Source organism: Dietzia aerolata, assembly GCF_014144865.1.
Lineage (GTDB): Bacteria > Actinomycetota > Actinomycetes > Mycobacteriales > Mycobacteriaceae > Dietzia > Dietzia aerolata.
In genome coordinates this window covers 1-4,620 of sequence record NZ_JAALDM010000285.1, presented here as the reverse complement: position 1 = coordinate 4,620, position 4,620 = coordinate 1, and the positions used below count along the sequence as shown (strand labels likewise).

Sequence of the window (4,620 nt, the reverse complement as noted above, 5' to 3'; positions counted from 1 at the left end):
AAGGGCGGCGCCGCCGCGTTCCAGCTCATCGGGCTCACCCAGATGCTGCGCTCGGGCACCATCCCGCCCAACCGCGCGCTGGACTGCGTCGACGACGTGCTGGACCACCACCCGCACCTGGTGTGGCTGCGCGAGACCCTGCAGCTGGGCGGCGACATGGCGCTCAAGGCCGGCCTGCTCACCTCGCTGGGCTTCGGTCACGTCTCCGGGCTCATCGCCGTGACGCACCCGGAGGCCTTCCACCGGGCCGTGGCCGCCGAGTTCGGCGAGGACGAAGCCGAGCGGATCCGCGAGGTCGCCCACGAGCGCGAGCGCTCCGGCGCCCGTCGACTGGTGGACGCCCTCTACGGCGGCGAGTCCCTGTACGTTCGGCCGGAGGCACGTCGACTGGGCGAGGGCTCGAGCGACGAGGTCAAGGAGCGCGAGGCCGCGGTCCTGCTGGATCCGGCCGCCCGAATCGACGACGACGGCGTGCTGTCCGCATCGACCGGCGCCGGCGACGAGTGATTCGGTTCCATGATTGAGCACGGGATGACGGTGAACGAACCCGGGAGCGCTGCGGCGTGAGTGGGGGCGTTCGAGGCGTCGGGGTCGACACTGTCGACCTCGGCGCCTTCGCCGCTTCTCTGGCGGAACCGGGTACCCGATTTGCGGACGCGTTCACCGCCACCGAGAGACGGCAATGCCGCGAGCGCGCTGCCGCTCGAGGGGCTGATCCGAGTAGCTCTGCGCCCGCGAGGCGGGAGGACCCCCTGGCTCGTCATCTCGCCGGCCGGTGGGCGGTGAAGGAAGCTGTGATCAAGGCTTGGTCCGCTGCGCTGTACGGCTCTCCGCCGCCAATCGCGCCGGATCTGCTGCGCTGGCAGGAGATCGAGACGGTCTGCGACGCCTGGGGGAGGCCGGCGGTTCGGCTCAGCGGTGAGGTGGCACGGCAGGTCGCCGCGACAGTGGGGCAGGACGTTCGCTGGCACGTCTCGCTCAGTCACGACGGCGACACCGCCGTGGCGTTCGTCGTACTCGAAGGCCCGTAGCTGCTGGAGAGCAGGTCAACACTGGCTGACTGCTGCAAATCTGCACTTGTGATGGCGATACGCCCCTCGAAATTGTGCTCCTTCAACGATCTGCCCGTCTGATTCCCCCTTGCTCTCCGGCCCCCGCGCGCAAGACGCAACCCGACGGGCAGATCGCACAGGGGAGGGTGCATCGAGACCGGAAGGCGAATCGGCAACGACGCGCAGGCTCCGGGAAGAGAACAGGATGTCGGGCGTTCGAGAGCCTCAGCCGTTCGAGAACCGCAGCGCGCGCCGGGTCCGGCTGTGTCAGCGAGAAAACTGGAATCGGAGGACGTAGTTCGGCAGTTGGTCGCCGTTGGGGATTTCACACATGCTGGTCAGAGCGAATTCCGGATCGATTCACAGCCCCGTCGGTATCCACAGTTCCTGTGCGTTTATCCGATTTGTCGAACAGTGCGGGCGTTGCTGTCCACGAGCATGAGCGCATGACCAGCATTGATGAGCTTCGACCTCACATACTGACCACTGACCAGCTGATCGGCCGCGGATACAGCACGCAGTCACTCGGACGCGCCGTGACGACTGGTGAACTCGTACGGCTGCGGCCGGGCTACTACGTGAACGCGCACACCGGCGAGTTCCGCAGGGCAGATCGTCACAGACTCCTGGTGCTCGCAGTGAATGCCGCGTTTGGACAGCCGGTTTTTACCCACTGGTCGGCGGCGTTGATCCACGGACTTCCTGATTGGGGTCTACCTCTTCGTCAAACCTCGATCTCGCGATATGGCCAGGCACAACGTTCCAGGTCAACCCGCCGGGTGAGGCATGACCTGTGTCCGATCGCCTCGGATGAAATCGTCACGGTTGATGGGGTCTTGGCCACGAGTGCGGAACGGACGATCATCGATATAGCGAGAGTGTGCGACTCTGATGTCGCTGCAGTGGTGGTTGATGCCGGACTGAATTCGGGGCTGATCACCGAGAGTTCTTTGAATGAGGCGCTCGTTCGAGCTGCAGGCCGTGCCGGCGTCAAGCGAGCTCGAAAAACCATCGAACTGGCCGATCGCAAAAGTGAGAGCGTCGCCGAGACCCGAAGCAGGATTCTGTTCAGCGACTTCGGACTTCCAGAGCCGGAGACACAGGTCGACATCTTGGACGAGTCGGGCAACTTCGTCGCGCGGGTGGATTTCTTCTGGCCTGAATTCGGGATCATCGGGGAATGCGATGGAGTCGGCAAATATTTTGATGGTGCCGATGAAACGGAAACGCGACGTCGACTCGAGGCGGAGAAGGACCGAGATGCGCGACTGGTGGCGCTCGGGTTCCGGGTGATCCATTGGAGATGGGCGGACATTGAGCGCCCGATGGGGCTCATGTATCGGCTGCGGCGGATGATGGAGTCGAACGCGTCGGCCTGATGCGCGATCCGCCCTTCAGATTCGAGGCCATTCACGATCCGCGCTTCAGATTGCGACATGCGCGCGGGGGCCGGAGAGCGACGGCGAATCGGAGGGGCGGATCGGAATTGCAGGGGCGGATCGAAATTTCGGGGGCGCATGGTCAGCGGGTAATCTAGCCGACCTTCAGCACAACGTCGGTGATCAGTTCCGCTTGGCCGACGGCTATCCGGTCAGTCGACCTGGGCTTCCTTTTCCGCCAGCCACAAGTAGGCCGTGAGCATCCGTTTGAGTTCGGTGACGGTCGCGTCGTGGACTTCCTCCACGTTGCCGCCCTCCGAAATGCTCGCGCTGTGCCCGGTGCTGACCGAGAAGTTGAGCATCGAGTACGACACGTGCACCAGGACCTCGGCCATGAAGGCCCGGCGTTCGCGGTCGGTCGCGGGCATGAGCGGCGCCAGGACGCTGGCGATCATTCGGGCGATCTCGCGCTCGTTGACCGCCGCGGTGGCTCGGGTGGCGGGGGTGGCCTGCGTCGCCAGCCACACGGCACGACGGGACGGATCGCGGAGCCACAGGTCGGCCAGATGCTCGAGGAAATCGTTGAGGAGTTCCGGCCAGTCGAGTGCGGGGATCTTCTGCGCGAAACGCTCGATCTCCTCGATCACGCCGTGCGCATCCTGGCGGTCCAGCTCGCACACCAGCACGTACTTGTTGGCGAAGAACTGGTACAGCGTGCCGATGGGCACTCCGGCGCGGGAGGCGACCTCTTCACAGGTGAACGAGTCGAAGCCCATCTCCACGAGAACCTCGCGGGAGGAAGACAGGAGTGCCTGGAACTTCCGCCTGCTCCGCTCCTGGATGGGGCGGCGGCGGGGGACCAGGATGTTGGGCTCGTTCTGAACCGGATCGTCGGTGCTCGCGCCCCCGGAGTCCGGCGTCGAGCTCTCGGGATTCTCGGATGGCTCGAGTGTCATGCGCCGTCTCAGCCCTCGGCGGACTCGGGCTCGGGGAGCTCCACGCCCAGGAGCTTGGCGATCATCGCGACGTGACCTTTGGCGCGGACGTTGTAGCGGGCCATGGACAGCGTGCCGTCGGCCTCCACCACGAACGTCGAGCGGATGACGCCCATCACGACCTTGCCGTAGTTCTTCTTCTCGCCGAACGCACCCCACTCGGTGAGCATGGTCTTGTCCGGGTCCGAGAGCAGCGGGAAGGTGATGCCGTGCTTGTCGCGGAACCGGGCGAGCTTCTCCGGCTTGTCGGGCGAGACGCCCACGACGCCCAGCCCGGCGTCCCGGAGCTGCTGGAGGGCGTTCTCGAAGTCCACGGTCTCGGTGGTGCAGCCGGGGGTCATGGCCGCCGGGTACACGTAGACGAGCACCTTGCCGTTGTCCGCGATCAGCTCGTCGAGCGACGTGGGGTTCCCGTCGGCGTCGGGGAGGGTGAAGGCGGGGGCGGTCTGGCCCACCTCGAGCCGTGGTGTGCTCACCGGTGCTCCTGGGGTCGGGTCGGGACTTCTCGGACCCCACTAACCTATCCGATGCGTCGGTGCCCGGGCGCGAATCCTCGTCCGGTGCAGTAGCGTGGGCGGAGTCAGAAACCCGCGGGGAGGCCCGCGGTCGTGCGATTGACGGAGGTCTCGTGTCCAGGAGTTACGACAGCATCGAGGGCGATATCGCCAAGGCCCGGGACGATCTCGCGACGACCTTGGATGAGCTCGCCGACCGGGTCAACCCCAAGAACCTCGCCACCGAGGGCAAGGAGAAGGCCACCGCCGTGCTCAAGGATCCGCGTGTGCTCGCCGTCATCGGCGGCGTCGCAGCCCTGGTCATCGGCGGAATCGCCTTCTCGGCGGCCAACAAGCGCAAGGAGCGTCAGCGCATCGAGGCTTACCTGGAGGCCCGTCGGGGCTGATCCGCCTCAGCGCTCCTCCGGCGCCACCTCTTTCTGCGTCACCCCTTCCGGCGGCACGCCCACGAGCGTCTCCAGGTGGGCGAGTTGGTCGCGGATCGGTGTGAGCCCGAGGTCGAAATCGGTTCCCGTGTCACCGGGCCCGTCGCCGTTTCGGCGTGCGGGCCCGGTTGCCATTTGGGGCTCGCCGGTCCCGCCGTTCCCGCCGGCCCCGCCGTACGCGCAGCCCTCGCCGTCCCATCAAGCCTCGCCGAGGCCGCCGGCCCCACCGCCGAGGGTGGCGATGTCGCGGGCCA

General features: G+C 66.3%; 7 protein-coding genes. 4 read left to right on the top strand and 3 right to left on the bottom strand.

Annotated elements, in window-relative coordinates; all coding sequences use genetic code 11:
- From G6016_RS14960 to G6016_RS14950, 3 genes are all read left to right on the top strand, one after another.
- The coding region (locus G6016_RS14960) for a hypothetical protein (RefSeq protein WP_182633411.1) at window positions 1-507 on the top strand (507 nt) is incomplete at its 5' end.
- Window positions 508-563: 56 nt separating this feature from the next.
- The gene (acpS, locus tag G6016_RS14955) at window positions 564-1,031 is read left to right on the top strand and encodes a holo-ACP synthase AcpS (RefSeq protein ID WP_182633410.1); all 468 of its coding nucleotides are present in this window, start codon (window positions 564-566) and stop codon (window positions 1,029-1,031) included.
- 467 nt (window positions 1,032-1,498) lie between these two features.
- Complete coding sequence (locus G6016_RS14950) at window positions 1,499-2,431, top strand: type IV toxin-antitoxin system AbiEi family antitoxin domain-containing protein (protein WP_182633409.1); 933 nt, start codon at window positions 1,499-1,501, stop codon at window positions 2,429-2,431.
- Between the two features lie 212 nt (window positions 2,432-2,643).
- Here G6016_RS14950 and G6016_RS14945 read toward each other — a convergent pair whose 3' ends face one another.
- Both G6016_RS14945 and G6016_RS14940 read right to left on the bottom strand, forming a co-directional pair.
- Window positions 2,644-3,387, bottom strand: coding sequence for a TetR/AcrR family transcriptional regulator (locus G6016_RS14945; RefSeq protein ID WP_182633408.1), 744 nt, complete (start codon window positions 3,385-3,387; stop codon window positions 2,644-2,646).
- 8 nt (window positions 3,388-3,395) lie between these two features.
- Window positions 3,396-3,902 (bottom strand): redoxin domain-containing protein, encoded by a 507-nt coding sequence (locus G6016_RS14940; protein ID WP_182633407.1) that lies wholly within the window; start codon window positions 3,900-3,902, stop codon window positions 3,396-3,398.
- A 152-nt stretch (window positions 3,903-4,054) separates the two neighbouring features.
- Here G6016_RS14940 and G6016_RS17555 point away from each other — a divergent pair, with 152 nt between their 5' ends.
- Window positions 4,055-4,327 (top strand): DUF3618 domain-containing protein, encoded by a 273-nt coding sequence (locus G6016_RS17555; RefSeq protein WP_182633406.1) that lies wholly within the window; start codon window positions 4,055-4,057, stop codon window positions 4,325-4,327.
- A 6-nt stretch (window positions 4,328-4,333) separates the two neighbouring features.
- Here the strand turns inward: G6016_RS17555 and G6016_RS14930 are convergent, their stop codons facing one another.
- Window positions 4,334-4,501: a hypothetical protein gene (locus G6016_RS14930; RefSeq protein ID WP_182633405.1), complete on the bottom strand. Its 168-nt coding sequence runs from the start codon at window positions 4,499-4,501 to the stop codon at window positions 4,334-4,336.
- Between the last annotated feature and the right edge of the window lie 119 nt (window positions 4,502-4,620).

Bases quoted from the DNA above. Each gene is read 5' to 3' on its own strand.
- G6016_RS14950 (WP_182633409.1), top strand. From the start codon at position 1,499: ATGACCAGCATTGATGAGCTTCGACCTCACATACTGACCACTGACCAG.
- G6016_RS14945 (WP_182633408.1), bottom strand. From the start codon at position 3,387: ATGACACTCGAGCCATCCGAGAATCCCGAGAGCTCGACGCCGGACTCC.
- G6016_RS14930 (WP_182633405.1), bottom strand. From the start codon at position 4,501: ATGGCAACCGGGCCCGCACGCCGAAACGGCGACGGGCCCGGTGACACG.